Genomic DNA, 21,792 nt, shown 5'->3' with positions numbered 1-21,792 from the left:
TGGTTCGAGCCTCGAGGCAGAGCCTCGTTGATAATGGTCTGACCCTGCGGTAGCTACCCGGCCCATGCAAACACGGCGGCTCGTGCCGCCTCGACGTCCCAGCCGGCGGAGAGAGGGCGGCCACGTTTGCGAAGCCCTTCCGCCGCCGTAGAGTGGTTCCAGTGTCAGAGTAGGCTGTCGAATGGGCGAGCGTTCTCCTCCTCCACCCCAGAAAGTGACGGGCCAGCGTGATGTGGGCGCCGTGGTCCATGCCATCGGCATCCTGCGCTATCTCTCCACTGCCACCGTGCCCCTGGGCGTGGCAGCCATTGCGCGCGGCACGGGGATCAGCGTCAGCACCTGCTTCAACATCCTGCGGACCCTGACCCGGGCGCGCTACGTCTCCTTCCACGAGAAGGACAAGACCTATGCGCTGGGTCTCGCGGTGGCCGAGCTGGCTGCGGGCCTGCTGGGAATGAGCCATGCCGAACTCATCCGGCCCGAGTTGCAGCAGCTTGCCCTGAAGTACGAGATGATCATCGTGCTCTGGCGTGTGACGGAGGACGGGCACATCGTCTTGATCGACCGCGCCTATAGTCCGGCAGCCGTGCGGGTCGAGATGGCCGTCGGCATCCGGCTGCCCATGCTGGTCGGCGCTGTTGGGCGCTGCGTGGCGGCGGCACTGGCATTGGAGAAAGAGGAACTTCGCCGGCGCTTCTCTGCTCTCCGCTGGCAGTCTCCACCGAGTTTCGAGGACTATTGGGCGGATGTGCAACAGGCCCAGGAGAGTGGATGGAGCATCGATTCCGGTCATCTCTACCTTGGGCTGACCACGATTGCGGCGCTGGTGAAGGACCAGGAGAGCAGGCCCCGCTTCGGCATCAGCGGCATCACCATCACGGCGCAATACGATCCGGCGCTGTCATCCCAGCTCGGGGCGGAGCTACGGGAACTGGCGGAGCTGACAGGTAAGGCGCTTTTTCCGCGTCCTTTGCTGAATGCTGAATAGCATTCCTGATTTGGAATGACTCCAGGAGGATTTTGCCGCTAAATCTCCGAAGCGGATCGCCGGAACAGGCCGACCGCGAAGGAGGACGACCATGACCCGATTTGACCGTCGTGTCCTGTTATGGCGCGGCGCCTTGCTGATGGGCGGGTTGGCGGCCCCCCGCCTCTCCCGCAGCCAGGGCCTATGGCGGCCTAGCCAGCCCATCCGCATCGTCGTGCCCGCCGCTGCCGGCGGTACCACCGACATCATGGGCCGGATACTGGCACCCTTTCTGCAGGAACGCTGGGGCCAGCCCGTGGTAGTGGACAACCGCTCCGGTGCCGGCGGAACCCTGGGCGCGGCGGAGGTGGTCCGCGCCAAGCCAGATGGCCATACCATCCTGATCGGGAATATAGGCCCGCAGGCCATCGCCTATTCCCTGTTCCGTGGCCTGTCCTACAAGCCGGAGCAACTCATCCCGGTCTCCAACATGATCCGGGGCCCGAATGCCCTGATGCTGCATCCCTCGCTGCCGGTCCGCACGGTTCCCGAATTCGTGCGCTACCTGAAGGAAAATCCTGGAAAGCTGAACTACAGCACGTCCGGCCCAGGGCAGTCGCCGCACCTCTCGGGCGTATGGTTCCACCAGCTGACCGGCACGCAAGCCACCGCAGTGCATTATCGCGGCGCCGGGCCGGCCATGGTGGGAATGGTCGCGGGCGACGTGCATTTCGGCTTCGACAACCTGACCAGTTCCGTCGAGCAGATTCGGGCAGGGCAGGTGCGGGGGCTGGGCGTCACCAGCGCCGACCGCAATCCACAGATGCCAGAGCTCCCCGCGCTACGGGAGACCATGCCGGAACTGGCAGAGTACGATGTCAGCACCTGGTTCGGCGCCTTCCTGCCTGCCGGCACGCCAGAACCGGTGGTCGACGCCTTGAACGCCGAGATCAAGGCCTTGCTGTCACTGCCGGTGACTCAGCGGCGTTTCGCCGAGATGGGCGGCGTGCCCACTTACGGTACGCCCGCCGAATACAGCGCCTTCGTGCGGGCCGAAATCGAGAAATGGGGCGGCGTGGTGCGGAAGGAGGGGCTGCGGATGGATATCGGCTGACGAGAGGCCGGGCGGCGCGACTGGCGCCGCCCGATGAGCCGCTTCAAGCCAGGGAACAGCCGCCTTCCGAGAGGGGGCGGAAGGCCTCGGCTGCCGGCGTAGTCCGTACGAGCTTCAGCAGGTCCCAGGGATGGGTGGATTCCGCGGGTGCCTTGGCCTCGAAGAGATGCACGTCATGCAGATGCCGTCCATCCACACGGATGCTGCCGGCACCAAAGGCATCGTCATCCGTGGGCATGCGGCGCATCACCTCGATCACCTCGCGCCCGGACGCCTTAGCCCGCGCCGCGCCCACTTCCGACACGGCCTTGAGGTAGTGGATGACAGCCGAATAATTTCCGGCATGGGTCTGGTTGGGATAATTGTCCGGCGTCTTCGGCAGCACGCGCTTGGTGAAGGCACGGGTGCGGTCATTGAGGTCCCAGTAGAAGCTCTCGGTCAGCAACAGGCCCTTGGTCGTTTCCAGCCCCAGCGACTTAACATCGTTGACGAAGGCAATGGTGCCCAGCAGCTTCTGCCCCCGTGCCACCAAGCCAAATTCGTGAGCCTGCTTCACACAGTTGATGAAATCCGTTCCTGCATTGGCAAAGGCGACAACCTTGGCCCGGCTGCGCTGCGCCTGGACCAGCATGGAGGAGAAGTCCGTCGTGCCTGGGAAGGGGTGGCGCAGGGAGCCGACCACCTTGCCGCCCCCGGCTTCCACGAACCTCGTGACGTCGCGCTCCATCTGGTGGCCGAAAGCCATGTCGGCGGCAATGATGAAGAAAGTGCCGGCCCCTGCCTGCACCGTGGCCACTCCGGAGGAGCGGGCGAGCATATAGGTGTCGTAGGTCCACTGGATGGTGTTGGGACTACAGGCCTTGGCTGTCAATTCCGAGGTGGCCGCGCCGGTATTGAGATGGATCTTGTCCTTCTCCCGCACCAATGCGTTCAAGGCGAGCGCGATGGAGGAGTTATTGACCTCCAGCACCACATCGACGCCGCCGCGGTCGAACCATTCGCGCGCCGTGGCCAGCCCCGCATCCGCCTTCTGCTGATGGTCGGCCTGAATGACCTCGACCGCGATGCCCTTCTGGAGAATGCCTGAATCCTCCACCGCCTGCTTCACGCAGGCGACGGCGGTGGGGCCGGACAGATGCCGGTAGGGCCCGGAAAAATCGCCGAGCACGCCCAGGCGGATAGGCCGGACCTGGGCCCGTGCCCGGCGGAGGCCGAATGGCGCGACAGCCGCACCGGCCAGAAGCACTCTGCGTCCGAACATTCCTGTTTGTTCCCCGTATTGTTGTTGTTCTGGGCCCGAAGCTCCCCCGCCATGCATCCCCGCCTCAGGAATGAACTAGACCGGGTCCCAGGAGAACACGTCCGGGCTGCGATCCAGCGGCAGGAACTGCGCGCGCAGGGCTGGCATAGCCTGCTCCCCAATCAGCTCCGGTGTCCAGCCTTCACCGCGATGAGTGCTGCGGAGCGGGCGCGGCTGGCTGAAGACAAATATCTCGTTGTTGCGTGCAGCGAAGATCTGGCCGTTTACGTCCTTCGCGGCGTCACTGGCCAGAAAGACGGCCAGCGGCGCGTTCTTCTCGGGTGTCATCTGCTTCAGCTTCTCCACCCGTGCCTTCTGCTCCGGCGTTTCCGCCGGAATGGAGCTGGTCATGCGGCTCCAGGCGAAAGGCGCGATGCAGTTGGACCGCACGCCGAAGCGGTGCATGTCCAGCGCGATGGATTTGGACAGCGCCGCAACTCCCAGCTTGGCGGCGGAGTAGTTAGCTTGCCCGGTATTGCCGATCAGGCCAGAAGTGGAGGTCATATGCACATAGGCGCCCGAGCCCTGTGCGCGGAAATGGCCTGCCGCCGCGCGAGACATATAGAAGCTGCCGTTCAGGTGCACGTCGATAACGGCACGCCATTCCTCCGGCGTCATCTTGTGAAAGATCTGGTCACGCAGGATACCCGCGTTGTTGACCACGATATCCACCCGCCCGAAGGCCTCGATGGCGCTGGCAACGATGCGTTGGGCACTCTCCCATTCGGCCACGCTATCGGTATTCGTGATGGCCTGGCCGCCGCGCTGCTCAATGATCGCCTTGGTTTGCTCCCCCGGCGTGGCGGAAGTTTCCCCGATACCGGTGAGGGAGGCGCCGATATCGTTGACCACCACTTTCGCGCCTGCCAGCGCCATGGCCAATGCGATCTCCCGACCGATGCCGCCGCCGGCGCCGGTGACGATCGCGACCTTTCCTTCCAACATGGACATGGTGTGGAACAATCCTCAGGCAGGGGTGAACATCGGGATGGGTTGTCCGCCTTCGCTGTCCACGAAGGTCAGGCGCACGGGTTGGCCGACCTGCAGCGCCGCCATGTCGCAACGGACGATATTGGTCATGATGCGTGGTCCCTCAGCCAATTCCACGTAGGCGATCACATAGGGCGTCTTGGCCCGCATGATGCTGAAGCTGTAGATCGTGCCCTTGCCGCTGGCTGGGACGTATTCCACCTCACCCTCATCATCGAAGGGGCAGACAGGACGGGGCGGGTAATGCACGCGCCCTGTGCGGCTGTTGCGGCCGATCAGCAGCTTTCCCTCCCGTGCTGCATCCCAAAAGGCGCGGGTCGAGGGGTCCGGCACGGGGGAGGGCGGCACGCGCTGCGCAGCTTGTTGGCTCATGGCTTCAACCCCTCTCCAGGACCAGCGTGGCGCTGCCATGGCGGGTGCCGAGCGAGCCGCCCGTACCATGTGCCAGCGCCAGGTCGCAGTTCTTCACCTGCACCGCCGGATGCGCCTCACCCCGCAATTGCCGCACCGCCTCGATCACCTTGGTGATGCCGCCACGATTGGCCGGATGATTGTTGCAGAGCCCGCCGCCATCGGTATTGAAGGGCAGCCGGCCCACGCCGCTGATCAGGTTGCCATCCGCCACAAAGGCGCCGCCCTTGCCCTTTTCGCAGAAGCCGAGGTCTTCCAACTGCAGCAGCACGGTGATGGTGAAGCTGTCATAGATGCTGGCGTACTTGATATCCGCCGGCGTCACGCCTGCTTCCTCGAAGGCACGGGCGCCGGAAAAGCGGGCGCCGGTATAAGTCAGGTCCAGTTCGCCGCCCATCTGGTGCTTCACGGCCTCGCCCGCGCCACGCACCGTCACCACCGGCCGCTTCAGGCTGCGCGCGATCTCCGGCCGGGTCACCACCAGCGCGCCGCCGCCATCGCTGATGACGCAGCAGTCCAGCCGGTGCAGCGGGTCGGCCACCAACGGTGAGTTCACCACCTCCTCCACCGTCACCACCTTGCGCAGCATTGCATGTTCGTTGTGCTGCGCGTGGTGACTGGCCGCCACCTTGATCCAGGCCAGCTGCTCGCTGGTGGTGCCGAACTCGTGCATGTGGCGCTTGGCACACATGGCATACATGTTCGCAATTGCGGCGCCGTAGGGATACTCGAACTGCACATCCGGCTGCGCAGGGTTGCCGGCGCGAGGCGCCGTGCCGGTGGCCACGCCTTCGGCGCGCGGGCGCCCTGCGAGGGTGATCAGCGCGACATTGCAGCGGCCCAGCGCGATTGCCTGCGCCGCGTGGCTGACATGCAGCAGATAGGAACTGCCGCCAACATCCGTGGCATCGACATGCCGCAGCCCGTTGAGCCCGATGTAATCCGCCATGCTGAGCGGCCCCATGCCCGGGGCATCGCCAGCACAGAAATAGCCGTCTACATCGGCGCGCGTCAGCCCGGCATCGCGTAGCGCGCCCAGCGCCACCTCGGCATGCAACTGGGCTGTGCTCTTGTCCTCGGCCTTGCGCGCCGGATGCTCGTAGGCCCCGACGATGCAGGCCTTGCCTCGGATACTCAATGCTTCACTCCCTGTCACTCCACGGTCATATGGCTGGTCTGCGCCACCTCGGCCCAACGGGCGATCTCCGCCGCGATGAAAGCGGCGAAGGCGGTCGGCGTGGTGCCGCCCTCGGCGGTCAGGCGTGGCGGATCGGCGGCGAAATCCCGCATCCGTGCGTTCCAATCCGGCTCCTGAACAATGGCGTCGATGGCCTCACCCGTCCGGGCAATCACTGCCTCCGGCGTTCGCGCGGGCGCCTGCACGCCGAACCAGGAGGTGGCGTCGAAGCCAGACACGCCAGCCTCGCGCAGGGTAGGCACGTCCGGCAATACTGAGGAGCGGCTGGCGCTTGTCACCGCCAGCGCGCGCATCTGCCCGTCACGGATGAAGTTGAGCGCGGTGGGGATGTTGTCGCACCCAAGTTGAACGCGCCCGGCCACCACCTCCGTCAGCATGGGGCCGGAGCCACGATAAGGCACGTGCTGCAACTGCGTCCCGGTCAGCGCCTGGAAAAGTTCCATACAGGCATGCGTGCTGCTGCCGATGCCGGCCGTGCCGTAGTTGAGGTTGCCCGGCGCCGCCTTCGCGCGGGCGAGCAATGCGGCAACATCCTTGATGCCGCTGTTGTTCGCTGCCAGCACGACATTGGCCACCCTTGTCACCAGGCCAACCGGCGCCAAGTCCTGAGGCTTGTAAGGCATCCGTGCGCCATAGACGCCGTAGTTGATGGCCGCCGTACCAACGGAGGCCATGAGAAAGCTGTAGCCATCCGGTTCCGCTTTCGCGACGACCTCGGCGCCGATATTGCCGCCGGCGCCGGACCGGTTCTCCACAACCACGGTTTGCCCGAGCCTGGCGGAGAGCCTCTCAGCCAGCAGGCGCCCGATCAAGTCCGTGGTGCCGCCGGGTGGAAAGGGGATGACCAGCTTGATGCTGCGTCTTGGCCAAGCCGGTCCCTGTGCCAGTGCCGGTAGTGAGACTCCCATGGTGGCGCCAAGCAGCAGGCGGCGCGTCATTGTCACTTTCATTCCGAGACCTCCTGACGGCGCGGCCTTGATCAGGCTGCTTCCGTGTTGTTCTCAGCCGGGCAGTTCCAGCACGTTCTTGGCCAGGATGCCGCGTTGGATCTCCGAGCTGCCGCCATAGATCGTGGTCGGGCGTGCCTCGATGAACTGCCCGGCCGGATGCAGGTCCCCGTTGCCTCCCATGGGTTCCAGCAGCCCGGCATTCTCGCCGGCGATGTCGAGCATCAGGTCCGTGGTGCGCTGGAACAACTCGGCCTGGTGCAGCTTCAGCATGGAAACGTCGGGCCCCAGCGTTTCACCCCGCCGCAGCATGGCGACGAAGGTCTCGTACAGGGCCTTGTGATCTTCCAGGTCCAGGCGCAGCCGGGTGTAGCGGTCCCGGAAGTCGGCATCCTCGAAGACGCCCATCCGCTCCGCCAGCAGCTTCAGCCGCGCCAGGGCATAGCCGGACTGCCGGGGCGAGCCGAGGAAGATACGTTCGAAGCCCAGAAGGGCCTTCGCCATGCTCCAGCCCTTGTTGGGCTCGCCGACCAGGTTCTCACGGGGCACGCGGACATTGTCGAAGAAGACCTCGCAGAATTCGTCATGCAGGGCGAGGTTGATGATCGGCCTCACCGTCACGCCGGGGCTCTTCATATCGATCAGCAGAAAGCTGATGCCCTCCTGCTTCTTCGCAGTCTTGTCGGTGCGGACGAGGCAGAAGATCCAGTTTGCGTCGGTCGCGAGGGTGGTCCAGATCTTCTGTCCGTTGACGAGGTAATGGTCGCCCTCGAGCACCGCCTCCGTGCGGAGGGAGGCAAGGTCGGAGCCCGCGTTGGGCTCGGAATAGCCCTGGCACCAGATATCCTGGCCGGCCAGGATCCTGGGCAGGAAACGTTGCCGCTGCGCCTCGGTGCCGAAGCGGATCAGCAGCGGCCCCAGCATGATGACGCCGTGGTCCGGCAGGCGCGCCACGCCGTGACGCTCATATTCCTCGATCAGGATGATCTGCTTGGAAGCGTCGAGCCCCATGCCGCCATACTCACGCGGCCATCCTGGCGCCACCCAGCCCTTGGCGCGAAGTGCCTCGAACCAGGCGCGGCCCTGGTCCCAGTGAAGCCGATGGCGCGGATGACGCAGCGCGGGTGGATATTCCTGCTGCACGAAGCGGCGTACCTCGGCGCGGAAATCCTCGTCGCTCAGGGCGTTCAGGTCGATCATGCCTCGTCCTCCCGGGCCTCGGCGGCAAAGCGGCGGCGGTGGAAGGCGGCGGAGCCGAAGGCGCTGGCCAGCACCATGGCCTTGCGCAGGTGAAGGCCGATATCCGCCTCGTCCGTGTAGCCAATGCCGCCATGGAACTGGATGGCCTGCCGCGTCACCAGCAGGGAAGCCTCGGCGGCGCGGGCCTTGGCACGCGAGACTGCGGCGCGGCGTGCGGCGGGCGGTGCATCGCCCCTGTCCAGCAATGCCGCCGCGGCTTCGATGCTGGCACGTGTCAGCGCCACCTGGATCTTCAGGTCCGCCGCCCGATGTTGCAGGGCCTGGAAGCCGCCAATCGGCCGGCCGAACTGCTGGCGCGTACGGAGGTAATCCAGGGTCAGGGCGAAGGCCTGGTCCATGACACCGAGCAGATAGGCAGCGGTGGCCAGGGCAGCCTCATCCAATGCATCCTGCAGGGCCGAACCGATATCGGCGGCGATCAATTGCCCATCACCAGGTTGCAGCGTGCCAAGGAAGCCGCCGTCCTGGCTTCCATCCAGCGCCAAGGCGGCCTTGCCCTGCTGCACACGCAGCGCCATCCGGCCATTCTGCGCCACCGGCACCAGGAAGGCAGCCGCCCCGCTGGCGGCGGGAATGAACAGGCGCGGCGCCGTGGCACTCCCCGGCGCCTCCAGCCTCGCGGGCGCTTCCTGCCAGGCGGTGAGCAGCAGCTCCTCGCCGGAGAGCAGCCGCTGCAGCGGCTCTTGCGCGCCCGCGGCTGCCAGGAGCGCCGCGGAGAGCGCGGCGGGGATCAGCGGTTCCGGCGCCAGGGCTGCGCCCAGTTCCTCGGCCAGGGCGCAGAATTCCCGCAGTCCAAGGCCCGCGCCGCCCAGGGCCTCCGGCACCCGCAGGCCGATCCAGCCCTGCTCACCCATCTGCCGCAGCACGGCGGGGTCGTAGCCCGGCTTCCGAAAGCGCAGGTCGCGCACCCGGCGACGGTCGCCGCCGCGCGATGCGATGCCTGCGGCGCTGTCACGGATCATGCGGATGGATTCCGCCCGATCCTCCAGATCCTGCTGCATGTCGGCGCTCATGCGAAGACCGCCGCGCCGTTGTTCACCACCACCACGTCGCGTTCCACCACGCGAGCACGGAAGGCGCCGTTGCGCCAGATCTCGGTGCGGATGGTCTCGCCTGGGTAGACCGGTGCGGAGAAGCGCAGGGAGAGGTTCTTCATCGAAAGTGCCTCGTAACGTCCCAGAACCCGCAGCAGGGCATGCGCCACCACGCCGAGCGTGCAGAGCCCGTGCAGGATGGGGCGCGGGAAGCCTGCCTTCGCCGCCACGGCGGGGTCGGCATGCAGCGGATTGTCATCGCCGTTCAGGCGGTAATAAAGCGCCTGTTCCGGCCGCGTGGGCAGGTCCACGACGGTGTCCGGCGGTGTCTCCGGCATAGGATTGGGGGGCTTCACCGGGCCGGACGGGCCGCCGAAGCCGCCATCCCCGCGCAGGAAGGTGGTGCTGCCGGTCACCGCCAGCAGCGTGCCATTCGCATCCCGCAGTTCTTTCTCGGAATAAAGCAGCGCCCCCTTGCCGTCGCCTTTGTCCACCAGCCCGGTGACGCGGGTCCGGGCGATGATCTCGCCCTGGACCGGCAAAGGATGATGCAACGTCAATGACTGTTCCCCATGCACGATCCGCACGGCATCGACCCCCGTGGCCGGATTGCCCAGCCAGAAGCCCGGGTACCCCAGCACGAGGGCCATGGAGGGCAGCGCGCGCAGCGGGCGGCGGGGATCAACGAAGTCGAGTTGCCGCTCGTCCAGCGGGTCCTGGCCCAGCCCAACTGAAAGGGCATAGAAGACGGCGTCGCGGGGCGTTACGCGTTGCCGGACCTCCGGGATGGGAAAATGGCGGAGGGTCTCGTAATCGATCACGCCGGTTCCTCCGCGATGTCGATCACGGCATCCGCCGCGAAGGCGCCCTGGCCTTCCGGCATCGCGAAAACGGGGTTGAGGTCGATGCCCGCCAAACGCGGCCCGGCCTGCGCGGCGAAGACTGAAAGCCGCGACAGCATGCGGGCGAGGGCGGGGATATCCGCCGCTGGCCGGCCCCTTGCGCCCAGCAGGACAGGCGCGCCGCGGATGGAGCGGATCATGGCCTCCGCCGCATCCTCCCCGAAGGGGCAACGGCGGAAGGCAACGTCCTTCAGCACCTCGACGAAGATCCCGCCCAGCCCGAACATGGCGACGGGGCCGAAGACAGGGTCGCGGTGCACGCCGAGGATGCATTCCACGCCGCCCGAGAGCTGCCTGGCGACCAGCACACCCTCGATGCGCGCATGGGGCGCCGCCGAGGCCGCGCGCCCCCGCAGCAGCGCAAATCCATCGCGCACCGCCGCCGCATCCGTCAGGTTCAGCAGCACGCCGCCGATCTCGGATTTGTGCAGGATATCAGGTGAGAGAATCTTCAGGACCACCGGGTAGCCAAGCGCCTCGGCGGCGGCCACGGCTTCCTCGGCGCTCGTGCAGGTGCGTTCCGGCGCGGCCTCAATGCCAGCCGCGGCCAGGAGGCGCTTGGCCTCTGCCTCGCTCGGTGTCTGCTGGGGCAGTGCCACGGGCGGCAGGGCAGGTGGCGCCGCCTGGGGCGCGGCCGCAAAGGCATCGCCAAACCGTCCCATGGCCTGGATGGCCACTACCGCGCGCGAAGGGTCGGGGAAGACGGCGAAGCCATCCGCCTCGAAGTCGCGCACGATAGGCGGGTCGGCCAGGACGGAGAGCACGAAGAGCCGATCGGGGAAGGCGGCGCGCATGGCGCGCAGTTCCTGCCTCAGGCGCGGCACGATGGAGGGCGCGCCACCCGCATGGGTGAAGAAGCAGAGGATGGAACCATAGCCACCATCCCGCACCAGTGCATCGGCGAAGCGCCCGACCAGGGAAACGTCGTTCAGAACCTGCGCGGTGCAATCGACCGGATTCTGCGGTGCGCAGAAAGGCAGGGCCTCGCGCAGTGCCTGCTGTGCCGGTTCAGGCATGGGAGGCATGGGGAGGCCTGCGGCCTGGGCGGCGTCCGAGATCAGCACGCCGGCGCCGCCGCTGACCGTCAGCACGCCCAGCGTATTGCCGGCGGGATAGATCCGCTTCGTGGCAAGCCGCGCGATGTCGAGCAGTTCCTCCGTGGTGCGGGCGCGCACAACGCCGAACTCGGCCAGAACGGCATCCGTCACGGCATCGTCGCCGGCGATGGAGGCGGTATGGGACCGCGCGGCGGCACTGCCGATCTCGCTGCGGCCCACCTTCATCATCACGACCGGCTTGCGGTTCCGCCGCGCCAGTTCCAACGCCGCCAGGAAGCTGGGAGCGTCGCGGATTCCTTCCGAATAGGCGGCGATGACTTCGGTGCTGGGGTCCTGCGCCATCCAGCCGATCAGGTCGCCGACATTGACATCCGCCTCGTTGCCGGTGGTGACGCAGCAGGAAAGCCCCATGCCTTCTTCACGCGCCATGCTGAAGAGGTGCATCCCATAGGCACCGGACTGGCTCGCGATGCCGATCGGGCCCGCCACCGGGTAGCCGCGTTCCAGCGAGGTACTGAAGGTGCCGTAGAAGCCTTGTGCCGTGTTGAACAGGCCGAGGCTGTTCGGCCCCAGCAGGCGCATGCCATGCCGCCGTGCCGTCGCCAGCAGCCGGGCCTGCGCGGTGGCCCCGGCCTCCCCGGTCTCCGCGAAGCCCGCGCTGAAGACGATGGCGGCCCGGGTGCCGCGCTCAGCAAGAGCCGCGACGGCCGCCTCTGCCGCTTCGGCAGGCACGGCGATGATGGCGGCATCCGGCACGCTGGGCAGAGCAGCGATGGAAGGGTAGGCGGCCAGTCCCTGAACGGTTTCCCGGTTGGGATTCACCGGCAGGATGGTGCCGGCATAGCCGCGTTCCAACATGGCAGCGATAGGCCGCCCGCCAATCCGCGTCGCATCTGCCGAGGCGCCGATGACGGCGACCGAACGGGGCGCGAAAAGCGCCGAAAGCGCGTCCATGGGGTTGGGTGGCGCGGCTGCGGCCTGAGGCAATGCGTCCATTCCTGTCCTGGGACGGTCGCGCGCCGCGGGGCCCGCAATCCGTCCTCCTCCCTTGGTTATGGCCTTTGCGGCTTGTGGAAAGGCTAGTCGGCCTTCGAGGTCCTTTCAACAATGGAAATGCTATTCCATATACAAAAATACTTGGGTACGCTTTGCCGGGGCTGAGCAGCCTCGAGAGCCCGGAACTGTCGCGACAATGCTGCACAGAACGCGCCGGAGTTTCCGCAGCGAATCTTCCGGCAGGCGCGCGTTGCTCGGCATGCCTGAGCGGCGCTGCCGGTAATGGGAGGGAAACAGTGCATGCAACTCCAGGCCCTGTTCTCATCACAGAGGCTGGATCGTATCGGATGACCTGAGGAGAGGCGGCGGTCCGGCCCAGCGGCAAGATCCTGCCTACGGAGGAACGACCGTGCCGGATAGTTCTTCCTGCGGAACTTGATGTTCCGCAGGAGACAGATGTCTGGTTGCTGAGATCCTGCAGGGAATTTTCAGGACATCACCACCACATGGCGCACGACTTCGCCCTGATCCAGGCGATCGAAGGCGGCATTGATCTCATCCAGAGGGCCAGTCGAGGACAGCAGCCTGTCAACCGGAAGCTTGCCGCTGCGGAACAGGGAGACATAGCGCGGAATGTCGAGTGACGGTACGCAACTGCCCATGTAGCTGCCGCGGATGACGCGCTCCTCGGCCACCAGCGGCACCGGGGGAACACGGAAAGTGCTCTTGGGATTGGGCAGCCCCGCCGTGGCCGTGGTGCCGCCACGCCTTGCCAGGCGGAAGGCCAGCTCAAAGGCAGCCGGAACACCTGCCATTTCGATCGCATGATCGACGCCGCCCCGTGTCAGCTCCCGCACCGCTTCCTGGATGCCTGGATCGTTAGCCAGGAAAGCGTGCGTGGCGCCGAGGTCGCGCGCGATCCTCAGCTTCTCGGCTGAAAGATCGATGGCGATGATAAGGCCAGCCCCCGCAGCGACCGCCCCCAGCACCGCCGAGAGGCCGACGCCGCCAAGGCCGATCACCGCCACGCTCTGCCCCGGCCTGACGGCGCAGGTGTTCAGCACCGTCCCCACGCCGGTCATCACCGCGCAGCCAAACAGCGCCGCGTGCACCAAGGGAACTTCCGGGTCGATCTTCACGATCGAGCGACGGTGAATCACCGAATATTCCGAGAAGGCGGATACGCCGCTGTGATGGTTGATCTCCACGCCATCACAGACAATGCGGCGCCTGCCAGAAAGCAGGGTACCGGCGCCATTGGCCGCATGTCCTGGCTCGCAGAGCGAGGCCCGTCCCTCAGAGCAGGAAGGGCAATGGCCACAAACCGGCAGGAAGGACATCACGACATGGTCACCCTCGGCGAGGTCGGTCACTGCCGAGCCGGCCTGCACCACCACGCCGGAAGCTTCATGTCCCAGGGCAACAGGTAAAGGGCGGGGGCGGTCGCCGTTGATGCCGGACAGATCGGAATGGCAGACGCCGGCGGCGGCAATCTTCACTAGGACCTCCTCTGGTCCCGGCGGCCGCAGCTCCACCTCCTCGATGCTCAGCGGGCGGCTTTCCGCATAGGGGCGCGGCAGGCCCGCCCGGCGCAGGATGGCGGCGCGTGTCTTCATGGTCAGATCGTCCTGCCGCCATCGACCTCAAGAACCACGCCGGTGATGAAATTGGCCTCGTCCGAGGCCAGGTAGAGGCAGGCTCCCGCGATATCCTCTGGCGTGGAGAGGCGGCCGAGCGGAATGGTCGCCAGGAACTTCGCGCGATTCTCGGGCGTGTCGGGCAGACCCATGAAGGCTTCCAGCATGCCCGTCGCGCCCATGACCGGTGCCACGCAGTTGACGCGGATCTTGTCCGGCGCAAGCTCCACGGCCATGGAGCGGGAGAGCAGGTTCACCGCGCCCTTCGTGCCGTTGTACCAGGTGAGGCCCGGCCGGGGGCGGATGCCGGCGGTGGAGCCGATATTGATCATGACACCGCCACCCTGCCGCCGCATATGCGGCACCACCGCCTGGGTCATGTGGAACAGCGACTTCACATTGATGGCGTAGACGCGGTCGAACTCGTCTTCCGTGACCTCCAGCAGCGGCTTGTTGCGGTGCGTCCAGCCGGCGTTGTTGACGACGATGTCCAGCTTGCCGCCATGCGCGGTGGCCTTGGCCACGGCAGCCTCGGTATCGGCCTGAGATGTGACATCGCCCTGGATGGCGGCGGCGCCGGACCCGATGGACTTCGCCACCTCCTCCGCGCCCGCACCGTTCAGGTCCATGATGGTGACCTTGGCGCCTTCAGCGGCAAAGAGTCGGGCAATGCCCGTGCCGAATCCGGAAGCGCCGCCGGTGACGAGCGCGGATTTGCCTGCAAGGCGCATGCTGTGTCCTCCATTTATGATTGACTAGCCTGGACGTGAGCGGCTTCGCCGCCTCATGGAATGATGGCCGCCGCCGCTGCTGATGCCTAGAGATCTTAAGCAGGCCGCGGCAGCGTTCCAGATCTGACTACCAGGAGATTCGCCGATCACCTCATGAGTTGACGGCGCCATACCCGCGTGGAAGAGTGCCAGCAAAACGATGGAAGTGTCAGAGGGAGATGACATGCGATCCGAGGTTCTCCGGATTCCGCTGGTGGCACCTGACCTTTCTCCACGCCATGCCACGTGGTCATGGTGCTGCTCCCGCGGCAGGTAGCGTGGCCGCCGTACCAGCCCCTCTGGCTTGCAGGAGTACCGCACGATGATGGCGTGGCTCTCTGATAACGGCTTGCTGCTCGGCCTGGCTGTCCTGGACGGCCTTGCTTCTGCCGCCTCCATCTTCATGGTCGCCGTTGGATTGAACCTTGTCTTCGGGGTTCTGCGCGTCCTGAACGTGGCCCATGGAAGCCTATACGCGATCGGCGCCTATAGCGCGGCGTCCCTGACGCTGTTCCTATCCGCGCGTGGGCTTCCGGCCTGGCTTTGCTACCCGGCGCTGGTGATCGCCGCGGCATTGGTCGGCGCCATTCTGGGGCCGGTGATCGAGCGGGTGTTGCTGAAGCGGGTCGAGCGGCAGGAGCCTGTCCTGCAATTGCTGGTGACCTTTGCCCTGTTCATGATTCTGGAAGATGTGCAGAAGCTGATCTGGGGCGTGCAGCCGGTTTCCAATGAGATGCCGATGCGCCTGCTGGGCACGGTGGATGTGCCTTTCGGGGCCGATGTCATCCCCTATACGGCCTATCAGCTTTACGTGCTGCCAGGTGTCGCGCTGCTGACCCTGGTCGGGCTGGCCTGGTTCATGCGGCGCACCCTGGCGGGCCGTGTGATCGTGGCCGTGACCACGGACCGGGAAGCGGCTACGTCCCAGGGCATCGATGCCGCGAAGGTCACCATGCTGACCTTCACCTTCGGCGCCGCCCTCGCGGCACTGGGCGGTGCGCTGGCCTCGCCCATGACCTCCATGGTGCCGGGCGTCGGGGCCTCCACCATCGTGCTCTCCTTCGCCGTTGTGGCAACGGCCGGCCTGGGACAGATCGAAGGCGCGGCCATCGCCGCCGTGATGATCGGCCTCGGCCGCTCCATCGCCGTCTATCTGGAGCCGGAGCTGGAGGTGGTGATCCCCTATCTCATCATGGTGCTGGTGCTGCTGGTGCGGCCGCAGGGCCTCTTCGGCGTGACGGAGACACGGCGCATATGACAGGCCGCCTGGAGATCCTCGCCGCCATCCTGGGTGCGGCCTTGCTGGTGCTGCTGGCCTGGGCCGCGCCCTGGCTGCGCTTCGTGCTGACCATCGCCCTGGCCAAGGGCATCACGGTGCTGGGCATCCTGCTGTTGCTGCGCGCCGGACAGGTCAGCTTCGGCCATGCCATGTATGTCGCCATCGCCGCCTATTCGGTGGCCTTCGTGGCACCGCAGATGCGGGAGGCGCTGCTGCTGCTGCCCATGGCGGCGCTGATCTCAGCGGCGGCCGGGCTGGTCATCGGCCTTTTCGTGATGCGCTACCGCGAGATCTTCTTCGGCATGCTGAACCTCGCGCTCAGCATGGTCTTCTATTCGCTGCTGGAGAAGCTTTACACCATCACGCATGGCACGGACGGCATCCGCCTGCCGATGCCGACCTTCCTGGGCATGGAACTCACCGGCGCCTCCTATGACTGGGCGGTCTTCACGCTGGCGCTGCTGCTGGCGGTGGCCTTTGCCATCTTTATCCGCATCTATCTGGCGGCCCCGCTGGGACAAGCCCTGGCCGGCGTGAAGACGCGGGAGGCACGGCTGGAGTTCATGGGCGTGCCGGCCCGCTACGTGCTGCTTTCCGCCTATGTGCTCTCGGCCCTGATGGCGGGTTGCGGCGGCAGCCTGATCGCGCTGACCAGCCGCCATGTCACGCCGGCCCTAGCCTATTGGACGGCGTCGGGCGAGTTGGTCTTCATCGCCATCCTCGGCGGCGCGGGCAGCGTGCTGGGGGCCTTCCTGGGCGCCGTGGTCTATGAGCTGACGCGGGTCTATGCCGCCGCCAACCTGGCCGATGCCTGGCAGCTGATCCTGGGGGCGGTGCTGCTGCTGGTCATCCTCTTCGCGCCCGGTGGGCTGGTCGGCATGGTCCAGGGCCTGCGCCGGAGGAAAGCGGCATGAGCGTCCTCCTCTCCGCGCAGGATCTGCGGCTGGCTTTCGGCGGCGTGAAGGCCGCCGATGGCATCAACCTGGATGTGCTGGAGCGCGAGTTCCTGGCCATCATCGGCCCCAATGGCGCCGGCAAGACCACCTTCATCAACATGAGCACGGGCTATCTGCGCCCCCAGGGCGGCTCCATCACCTTTCGCGGCCGGCAGGTGCTGGGCATGAAGCCGCGCGACATCGTCCGCATGGGCATCGCGCGCTCCTTCCAGCTACCGCAGCTCTTCACCGAGCATACGGTGCTGGAGAACGCGGCCCTGGCCGTGGCAGCGAGGGACGGGGTCTTTTCCGTCTTCCGCCCGCTGCTGCGTCCCGCCTTCCGGGAGGAGGCGGAGGATCTCCTCGACCGCTTCGGCCTCATGCCTGCCGCGCACCGGCGGGCCGACGCCCTGAACGAAGGTACGCGCAAGCTGGCCGATATCGCCATGGCCGTGGCCATGCGGCCGCAACTGCTGCTGATGGACGAGCCAACCAGTGGCGTCGCCGCCGCCGACAAGATGGCGGTGGTGGAAACCCTGGCGCGAGTCCTGCGGGAGGCCGGGGTCACCGCCGTCTTCGTCGAGCATGACATGGATGTCGTTGGCCGCATCGCCGACCGCGTGGCGGTCTGGGGGCAGGGCAGGATCGCGGCCCTGGGGCCACCGGAGCAGATCCTGTCGGACCCTGTGGTCCAGCGCGAGGTCATCGGCATCCGCCCCGGCGAGGCACCCCATGCTGCGGCTTGAGCAGGTTTCCGTCGACATCGCCGGGGCACCGGTGCTGCGTGGGGTGGACCTGGCGGTGCCGGCCGGCGGGCGCGTGGCCTTGATCGGCCGGAACGGCGCCGGCAAGACCACCACGCTGCGCACCCTGATGGGGCTGCTGCCGGTACGTGGTGGCCATATCACCATCGACGGCAAGGCCTGCACAGGGGCGCCAGCGCATCAGCGCGCCTCGCTCGGCATCGGCTATGCACCGGAGGAGCGCCGCCTTTTCGGCAGCTTCACCGTGCTAGAGAACCTGCGCCTGCCCGCCGAGGTGCTGAAGCTGTCCGCCCATGAGCTCAACCAGCGGCTGGAGATGGTCTTCGGCCTGCTGCCGGAGCTGCGCGACTTCGCCCCGCGCAAGGCCGCCGGCCTTTCCGGCGGCCAGGGCAAGATGGTGGCGCTGGGGCGTGCCCTGATGGTGGGCACCCGCGCCGTGCTGCTGGACGAGCCTTTCCAAGGCCTCGCCCCCGCCCTGGCGCTCCGCTATGCCGAGGCCCTGGGGCGCCTTCGTACCGCCCTGCCGGATGTCGCCATCCTGATCACCGAAAGCAGCCCGGCCCTGCTGCAATCCTTGGTGGACCAGACCTTTGTCATTGAGCGGGGCGAGATCCAGGCCGAAGGGGGCTGAGCCTCGGCAGGGTCAGGCGGAAAGGCCCGTCCGCCTGGCGCGTTCCAGCACCAGCCGGGTGAAGGCGCCGGTCACTTCCTGCGCGGCCTCCGTCTGGTGGACCAGGCTCAGGTCGGCGCGGGGCGCGGGGCCGCGCAAGGGGCGGTAAGTGACGCCCTCCGCTAGCAGCTGCCCCATGGAGGCCGGCACGAGCGAAACACCGATGCCGCTGGCGATGAGGGTGACGGTGGTCGCCATCTGCGGCGCCTCCTGTGCCACGCGCGGGCTGAAGCCGGCGGCCTCGCAGGCGCCGACAATGGCATCATAAAGGGCCCGCCCGTTGCGGCGGGGATAAAGAATAAAGGACTCCCCCTTCAGCGCCGTCAGGGGAATGCTGCGCCGCCCGGCCAGCGGATGGCCCGCCGGCAGCGCCACCAGCATTTCCTCCCGCAGCAGCAGGCGGCAGGGGAGATGGCCTGTCTCGCCCGGCACGGGGCGGATAAAGGCGACGTCGAGCCGGTGCGCCTGGAAACCTTCCAGCAACTGGGCCGTCGTGGCTTCCATCAGCTCCACCCGCACATCGGGATAGGCTTGCCGGTAGTCGCGGATGCTGGCGGTCACGAAGGGGTTGAAGGAGGCGGAAGGCGTGAAGCCCACCCGCAGCAGGCCCAGCTCTCCCCAGGCGGCGCGGCGCGCGTTCAGCAGCGCCTGCTCGCTGCGGGCCAGGATGTCCTTCGCATCCCGCAGCATCCGTTGCCCGGCCGCCGTGAGCGCGACACCACGTGGTAGGCGGTCGAACAACGGGGCGCCGACCTCCCGCTCCAATTGTTGGATCTGCTGGCTGAGCGGCGGCTGGCCCAGGCCCAGGCGGCTGGCCGCACGCGTGAAGCTCAGTTCCTCGGCAACGGCGATGAAGTAGCGGAGGTGGCGCAGATCCATATCTCAAACCCGAGGGGTCGCAACGGTTCCATATATTGGACCGATGGGATAATCGGTGCCAGTCTTCACGCAGAGCCGCTCAAGCGGCCGCCGTCCTGGAGGACCTTCCATGAAGAACGTCAATTCGCCTGTCTCCCGTCGAAGGCTGCTGCAGACTGGGTTGGGTGCCGGTAGCCTGCTGCTGGCGGGACGTCCTGCCCATGTGCAGGCGCAGGCCCAGAAGCCAGCCGAGATCAAGGTGGGCATCGCCACCTTTCTTTCCGGCCCGTCCAGCGTCTTTGGCGTGCCAGGACGCCAGGCCGCCGAACTGCTCTTCGATGAGTTGAACGCCGCCGGTGGCATTGGCGGCGTGAAGGCAAGGCCGATCTTCGTCGATGAAGGCCCCGGCGTGGACCACTTTGTCGGTGAGTTCCGACGCCTCGTGCAGAGCGAGAACGTCAACATCATCTTCTCTGCCATCTCCTCGGCCGATTGCCTGGCCTGCGCGCCCCTGGCCGATGAGTTGAAGCGCCCGACGCTGCTTTGGGACTGCGGCACCCAGCGCATCTTCGAGGATGGTAAATACGATTACGCCTATCGCACCGGCGCCAATGCGACGCCCGAGGTGCTGTCGGCGCTGCTCTACCTGCTGAAGACCAAGCCGGAATTCCGCAGTGTGGCCGTGGTGAATCAGGATTATGCCTGGGGCCGCGACTCCTGGGATATCTTCCGCACCGGGTTGCAGACGCTGAAGCCCGGCGTGCGTGTCGCCGCCGAATTGTTTCCCCGCTTCGGCGCCACGGATTTCTCCAGCGAGATCACGCGGCTCCTGGCGCTGCGGCCGGATGTGATCTTCTCCACCTCCTGGGGCGGCGATCTCGATACCTTTATCCGCCAGTCGGCGGACCGGAAGCTCTTCGACCGCAGCACCTTCGTGCTGCCATTGGCGGAATCCTCGCTGGAGCGCGTGGGCAAGGCGCTGCCGGCCGGGCATATCATCGGCGCGCGCGGCGACCACTGGTTCCTGCACCCTTCTCCGGCCAATCCGGAACTGCTGAAAAACTTCACCGAGAATTACCGCAAGCGCTTCAACAACTACCCCATCTATTCCTGCCACCACATGGCGCAGGCAGTCTTCGCCATGAAGGCGGGCTATGAGAAGGCCATGGCCGCCAAGGGCGGGCAATGGCCGACAGATGCCGAGCTTGCCGCCGCCTTCCGGGGGCTGACCTTCCCGTCGCTGACCTCCTCCATCACCATCCGCCCCGACGGGCAGGGGCTGGAAGACCAGTTGATCGGCACCACCGTGCAGACCGACCGCTACCCCTTCCCGGTGATGACCGACATGGTGGTCTTCCCGGCCGCATCGGTCACCACCCCGGTGGGCCAGAAGAGCCTCGACTGGCTCAAGACCTTGAAGCCCGACATGCTGGACAAGATGCCCCAGCCCGTCGCCTTTCGTTGAACAGCGCGGGGGCGGGCACAACCCCGCCCCGGTCGCATCACTGGCTAGGATACGCCCACGATGACCGGACAGATCAAGAAGCAGACCCCGGACACTCGCAAGCCGCTGGAGGGCCTGCTGGTGGTGGCCCTGGAACAGGCGGTGGCCGCGCCCTATTGCAGCAGCCGCCTCGCCGATGCCGGTGCCCGCGTCATCAAGATCGAGCGTCCGGAAGGCGATTTCGCGCGCGGCTACGATGCCGCCGTGCATGGGCTGTCCAGCTATTTTGTCTGGCTCAATCGTGGCAAGCAGAGTCTTGTCGCCGATATCAAGAGTCCGGAAGACGCCGCGCTGTTGCATCGGATTCTGGAGAAGGCGGATGTCTTCATCCAGAACCTCGCCCCCGGTGCCGCCGCGCGGGCCGGGCTGGGGTCGGATGAGCTGCGGCGGCGCTACCCCCGCCTCATCACCGTCGATGTCACGGGCTATGGCAGCGGCCATGCCTATGCCGGCATGAAGGCTTATGACCTGCTGGTGCAGGCCGAGAGCGGCCTGGCGGCCATCACCGGCCACCCGGCTGGCCCTGGGCGCGTCGGCGTCTCCGTCTGCGATATCGCCTGCGGCATGTCCGCCTATGCGGCGGTGCTGGAGGCGCTGATCGGCCGTTCCATCACCGGCCAGGGCCGCAAGGTGGAAGTCAGCCTCTTCGACGGCATGGCCGATTGGATGAACGTGCCGCTGCTGTATTTCGAGGGCACGGGCAAGGCGCCGCAGCGCGTCGGCCTCGCACACCCTTCCATCTGCCCCTACGGCGCCTTTCAGACATCGGACCAGGCGCTGGTGCTCTTCTCCATCCAGAACGAGCGCGAATGGACGAAGTTCTGCGCTGGCGTGCTGGAGCAACCCGACCTGCCAAAGCAGCCGGGCTTCGAGAGCAACAACGCACGCGTTGCCAACCGCGCGGCTGTGGATTCGCGTATCGCCGAGGTCTTCGCTGCCCTGACGCGGGAAGAGGTCGCGGCGCGCCTGGATGCGGCCGGCACCGCTTATGGCTTCGTCAACGAGGTGGCCGATCTGGTGCGGCACCCGGCGCTGCGGCGGGTGGATGTCGCCACGCCCGGCGGCCTGGCCTCCATCGTCGCCCCGCCCGCCATCCATGACGGTGCCGTGCCCGCGCTGGGCCCGGTGCCCGGCATCGGCGAGCATGATGCGCTGATCCGTGCCGAATTCGCCGTGCCGCAGCCGGCCTGAGGGACAC

At 66.7% G+C, this 21,792-nt stretch carries 20 protein-coding genes; 8 read left to right on the top strand and 12 right to left on the bottom strand.

Features of this window, described 5'->3' with window-relative positions; genetic code table 11:
- The first annotated feature begins 181 nt into the window (after positions 1–181).
- Positions 182–988 (top strand): IclR family transcriptional regulator, encoded by an 807-nt coding sequence (locus IBL25_RS06445; protein ID WP_187777735.1) that lies wholly within the window; start codon positions 182–184, stop codon positions 986–988.
- A gap of 91 nt (positions 989–1,079) precedes the next feature.
- Complete coding sequence (locus IBL25_RS06440; protein ID WP_187777734.1) at positions 1,080–2,081, top strand: Bug family tripartite tricarboxylate transporter substrate binding protein; 1,002 nt, start codon at positions 1,080–1,082, stop codon at positions 2,079–2,081.
- A 43-nt stretch (positions 2,082–2,124) separates the two neighbouring features.
- Here the strand turns inward: IBL25_RS06440 and IBL25_RS06435 are convergent, their stop codons facing one another.
- The 11 genes from IBL25_RS06435 to IBL25_RS06385 all read right to left on the bottom strand — a co-directional run bounded on the left by IBL25_RS06435 (position 2,125) and on the right by IBL25_RS06385 (position 14,545).
- The gene (locus IBL25_RS06435; RefSeq protein WP_187777733.1) at positions 2,125–3,342 is read right to left on the bottom strand and encodes an ABC transporter substrate-binding protein; all 1,218 of its coding nucleotides are present in this window, start codon (positions 3,340–3,342) and stop codon (positions 2,125–2,127) included.
- A 75-nt stretch (positions 3,343–3,417) separates the two neighbouring features.
- Positions 3,418–4,332, bottom strand: a complete 915-nt coding sequence (locus tag IBL25_RS06430; RefSeq protein WP_187777732.1) for an SDR family NAD(P)-dependent oxidoreductase — start codon at positions 4,330–4,332, stop codon at positions 3,418–3,420.
- A gap of 15 nt (positions 4,333–4,347) precedes the next feature.
- The gene (locus IBL25_RS06425) at positions 4,348–4,743 is read right to left on the bottom strand and encodes a Zn-ribbon domain-containing OB-fold protein (RefSeq protein WP_187777731.1); all 396 of its coding nucleotides are present in this window, start codon (positions 4,741–4,743) and stop codon (positions 4,348–4,350) included.
- A 4-nt stretch (positions 4,744–4,747) separates the two neighbouring features.
- Positions 4,748–5,920 (bottom strand): thiolase domain-containing protein, encoded by a 1,173-nt coding sequence (locus IBL25_RS06420; RefSeq protein ID WP_187777730.1) that lies wholly within the window; start codon positions 5,918–5,920, stop codon positions 4,748–4,750.
- A gap of 14 nt (positions 5,921–5,934) precedes the next feature.
- Entirely contained in the window at positions 5,935–6,930 is a 996-nt protein-coding gene (locus IBL25_RS06415) for a Bug family tripartite tricarboxylate transporter substrate binding protein (RefSeq protein ID WP_187777729.1), read from the bottom strand.
- Between the two features lie 51 nt (positions 6,931–6,981).
- Positions 6,982–8,127 (bottom strand): acyl-CoA dehydrogenase family protein, encoded by a 1,146-nt coding sequence (locus IBL25_RS06410; RefSeq protein ID WP_187777728.1) that lies wholly within the window; start codon positions 8,125–8,127, stop codon positions 6,982–6,984.
- The gene (locus tag IBL25_RS06405; protein ID WP_187777727.1) at positions 8,124–9,200 is read right to left on the bottom strand and encodes an acyl-CoA dehydrogenase family protein; all 1,077 of its coding nucleotides are present in this window, start codon (positions 9,198–9,200) and stop codon (positions 8,124–8,126) included. Before IBL25_RS06405 ends, IBL25_RS06410 begins: the two co-directional genes overlap by 4 nt.
- The gene (locus IBL25_RS06400; RefSeq protein ID WP_187777726.1) at positions 9,197–10,042 is read right to left on the bottom strand and encodes a MaoC/PaaZ C-terminal domain-containing protein; all 846 of its coding nucleotides are present in this window, start codon (positions 10,040–10,042) and stop codon (positions 9,197–9,199) included. Before IBL25_RS06400 ends, IBL25_RS06405 begins: the two co-directional genes overlap by 4 nt.
- Entirely contained in the window at positions 10,039–12,168 is a 2,130-nt protein-coding gene (locus IBL25_RS06395) for an acetate--CoA ligase family protein (RefSeq protein WP_238940252.1), read from the bottom strand. Before IBL25_RS06395 ends, IBL25_RS06400 begins: the two co-directional genes overlap by 4 nt.
- 497 nt (positions 12,169–12,665) lie before the next feature.
- Complete coding sequence (locus IBL25_RS06390; protein ID WP_187777724.1) at positions 12,666–13,793, bottom strand: zinc-dependent alcohol dehydrogenase family protein; 1,128 nt, start codon at positions 13,791–13,793, stop codon at positions 12,666–12,668.
- Positions 13,794–13,795: 2 nt separating this feature from the next.
- The gene (locus tag IBL25_RS06385) at positions 13,796–14,545 is read right to left on the bottom strand and encodes an SDR family oxidoreductase (RefSeq protein WP_187777723.1); all 750 of its coding nucleotides are present in this window, start codon (positions 14,543–14,545) and stop codon (positions 13,796–13,798) included.
- A 361-nt stretch (positions 14,546–14,906) separates the two neighbouring features.
- On the opposite strand from IBL25_RS06385, the gene IBL25_RS06380 reads away from it, so the two are divergent.
- From IBL25_RS06380 to IBL25_RS06365, 4 genes are read left to right on the top strand one after another with little or no spacing between them, the layout of a single operon-like run.
- The gene (locus IBL25_RS06380) at positions 14,907–15,842 is read left to right on the top strand and encodes a branched-chain amino acid ABC transporter permease (RefSeq protein ID WP_187777722.1); all 936 of its coding nucleotides are present in this window, start codon (positions 14,907–14,909) and stop codon (positions 15,840–15,842) included.
- Positions 15,839–16,777, top strand: a complete 939-nt coding sequence (locus IBL25_RS06375) for a branched-chain amino acid ABC transporter permease (RefSeq protein ID WP_187777721.1) — start codon at positions 15,839–15,841, stop codon at positions 16,775–16,777. Before IBL25_RS06380 ends, IBL25_RS06375 begins: the two co-directional genes overlap by 4 nt.
- On the top strand, positions 16,774–17,544 hold the full coding sequence (locus tag IBL25_RS06370) for an ABC transporter ATP-binding protein (protein ID WP_187777720.1): 771 nt from the start codon (positions 16,774–16,776) through the stop codon (positions 17,542–17,544). The genes IBL25_RS06375 and IBL25_RS06370 overlap by 4 nt, the downstream gene beginning before the upstream one ends.
- Positions 17,531–18,193, top strand: coding sequence for an ABC transporter ATP-binding protein (locus IBL25_RS06365; RefSeq protein WP_187777719.1), 663 nt, complete (start codon positions 17,531–17,533; stop codon positions 18,191–18,193). The genes IBL25_RS06370 and IBL25_RS06365 overlap by 14 nt, the downstream gene beginning before the upstream one ends.
- A 12-nt stretch (positions 18,194–18,205) precedes the next feature.
- Here IBL25_RS06365 and IBL25_RS06360 read toward each other — a convergent pair whose 3' ends face one another.
- Positions 18,206–19,111 carry a LysR family transcriptional regulator gene (locus IBL25_RS06360; protein WP_187777718.1) on the bottom strand — a complete coding sequence of 302 codons (906 nt, stop codon included), beginning with the start codon at positions 19,109–19,111 and terminating at the stop codon, positions 18,206–18,208.
- 109 nt (positions 19,112–19,220) lie between these two features.
- Between IBL25_RS06360 and IBL25_RS06355 the strand changes: the two genes are divergently transcribed.
- Positions 19,221–20,555, top strand: a complete 1,335-nt coding sequence (locus IBL25_RS06355) for an ABC transporter substrate-binding protein (RefSeq protein ID WP_187777717.1) — start codon at positions 19,221–19,223, stop codon at positions 20,553–20,555.
- A gap of 60 nt (positions 20,556–20,615) precedes the next feature.
- Complete coding sequence (locus IBL25_RS06350) at positions 20,616–21,785, top strand: CaiB/BaiF CoA transferase family protein (RefSeq protein WP_187777716.1); 1,170 nt, start codon at positions 20,616–20,618, stop codon at positions 21,783–21,785.
- Positions 21,786–21,792: the final 7 nt, after the last annotated feature.

Origin of the sequence: Pseudoroseomonas ludipueritiae, assembly GCF_014490445.1 — a bacterium.
Classification (GTDB): Bacteria; Pseudomonadota; Alphaproteobacteria; order Acetobacterales; family Acetobacteraceae; genus Pseudoroseomonas; species Pseudoroseomonas ludipueritiae.
The sequence above is the reverse complement of the archived record's forward strand: the minus strand, read 5'-3'. Positions and strand labels throughout refer to the sequence as shown.